This is a genomic window from Streptomyces sp. NPDC050743 (genome assembly GCF_044456925.1).
Lineage (GTDB): Bacteria > Actinomycetota > Actinomycetes > Streptomycetales > Streptomycetaceae > Streptomyces.
This window is the reverse complement of record NZ_JBITGJ010000301.1, coordinates 1-1,978: the sequence shown is the minus strand read 5'-3', so window position 1 is coordinate 1,978 and position 1,978 is coordinate 1. Positions and strand designations below refer to the sequence as shown.

The 1,978-nt window shown below is 66.3% G+C and carries 3 protein-coding genes; all 3 read right to left on the bottom strand.

The window, feature by feature from the left end; translation table 11 throughout:
* Positions 1–385, bottom strand: a 385-nt coding sequence (locus ACIBJF_RS53175) for a TetR/AcrR family transcriptional regulator (protein WP_399185080.1), incomplete at its 3' end; no start/stop codon positions are given.
* A gap of 134 nt (positions 386–519) precedes the next feature.
* Entirely contained in the window at positions 520–1,107 is a 588-nt protein-coding gene (locus ACIBJF_RS53170; RefSeq protein ID WP_399185079.1) for a TetR/AcrR family transcriptional regulator, read from the bottom strand.
* Positions 1,108–1,268: 161 nt separating this feature from the next.
* Complete coding sequence (locus ACIBJF_RS53165; RefSeq protein ID WP_399185078.1) at positions 1,269–1,928, bottom strand: TetR/AcrR family transcriptional regulator; 660 nt, start codon at positions 1,926–1,928, stop codon at positions 1,269–1,271.
* Between the last annotated feature and the right edge of the window lie 50 nt (positions 1,929–1,978).

Here is a 1,978-nt window from a genome sequence, read left to right as displayed (position 1 = left end):
CGGTCCAGAACGGGTCGTCGGGCTGGATGAAGTCCGGCTGGTGGCTGAACGAGTACGCCAGCAGCTCAGGGTGACGGTGCGCCAGGGTCCGGAAGTCCGTGGCGAGCAGGCGGATCCGCTCCTGCCAGGGAGCGTCCTCCAGTGTCACGGTGCGGAACTGGGCTCCGACCATTCTCGCCACGCCGCGTAGCACGGCTTCCTTGGTCGGCACGTGGTGGTAGAGCGACATCGGGTTCGCATCGAGCGCGGTCGCCAGTTTGCGCATGGTGAGCGCCTCGACGCCGTGCGCGTCGATGAGCCGCAGGGCGGCGGCATAAATCCCGGTCTCGGTCAGAGGGACGTCTCTCTTTCTGGTTCCGCGCGGGGGGCGCCTTACATTTTCCATACTTAGTACGTTATCAGTCCCATACAAAGTATGGAAAGTGGTTCCCGGTCTTTTGGTGAACCATGGACTTCGCCCCCTGGTAAGAAGGGGGCTCGCCCATCGGCCCGGCGAGACGGATCGCCGGACATGCTCTCTCAGGACAAGCCCTTCAACGCGGCGTCGACGACGGCACTCACGGTGTCGCGGCCCAGGCGGTTCCCTGCGAGGAAGCGCTCGAAGAAGAGGGGTCCGGCGGTGGCTCTGGCAAACGCCGCCGAGGTGACGTCGGATCGAAGCTGGCCGCGCTTGACAGCCTCGGTGACCGCGGGACGCAGGGCCTCGGCGATCTGGTCCACCAAAGACTCCCGGAGGCGGCGAATGCCTTCGTCATGTCGTGAGCCGCCGAGGATCGCCGCAAGGACGGCACCTGCCTGCTCGTCGTCCCACCGTTCGGCCAGTTCACTCAGGCGGTGGATGAGTTCCGCCCGCGGATCGCCGCCGGAGGCGACCCGAAGGTGCTCAGGCATCGGAGGCAAAGGGGGCATGCCGGCGTCCAGGGCTGCCATTCGGAGGGAGTGCAGGGCGGGCCAGTGCCGATAGACGGTGGCTCGGCCGACACCCGCGCGGGTGGCGACCGTTTGATGCGTCACAGCCTCCAGGCCGCTTTCCGTGAGCAACGCAGTGGCCGCCGCCACCATAGCCTCACGGCTGCGCAACAGGCGCCGATCAGTGCGAACTTCCAACCTCTTACACCTCTCTGTCGGACGGTCTCCGCTTTCGGCGGGCCCCAGGTGGGTGCTGCCGTCGAGTTGGGGAGTGTGGCCATGCGGCGAATCGGGTTCCCGCTCAGCGCGGCCGTGCAGTTCCGCCTCGGCGGGGGCGCTCTCGCGCGCGGGTGATCGCCTCAGCCTTGCCGCACCATGTATGGCGTCAACTCGTTCATGTGAACGGACGTGATGATGGCATTCAGCGCCATATGGAACATCCGATCATCATCGCGGTCGGCGTCCGAGGGCTGGCCCGTACCGGTCGCACCGGTGGCGGGCGGCAGGGTCGACCACCGGCGCAGCGCGCCGTTGATCTCGGCGATCAGCACACCGAACACGGCGGCGCAGATGACTGCAGCGACCCGGGCGACTTCCTGCTGCGGCACTCCTGCACTCTCCAGCACGTCGGTGAGTGCAAGCCAGAAGGGGTCTTCGGGCTGGACGAAGTCCGGCTGCCCGAACGAATAGGCCATGAGCTTGGGGTGGCGGTGTGCCAGGGTGCGGAAGTCCTTGGCGAGCTGGCGGATGCGCTCCTGCCAGGGGAGGTCCTTCTGGGTCACGGTGCGGAACTCGGCGCCGACCATGGCTGCCACGCCTCGTAGCACTGCTTCCTTGTTCGGAACGTGGTGGTACAGCGACATCGGGTTCGCGTCCAGCGCGGCCGCGAGCTTGCGCATGGTGAGCGTGTCCGCCCCGTCGGCGTCGATGAGCTTCAGCGCGGCTGTGTAGATCCCGGCCTCGGTCAGAGGTGTGTCTCTCTTTTTGGTTCCCCGGGGGGTGCGCTTCGCGTTTTCCATACTTAGTATGGTATCACTTCCATACGACGTACGGTTCCGTGTTGCACGGC

Coding starts and splice junctions, on each gene's coding strand:
- ACIBJF_RS53165 (WP_399185078.1), bottom strand. CDS start 1,928: ATGGAAAACGCGAAGCGCACCCCCCGGGGAACCAAAAAGAGAGACACA.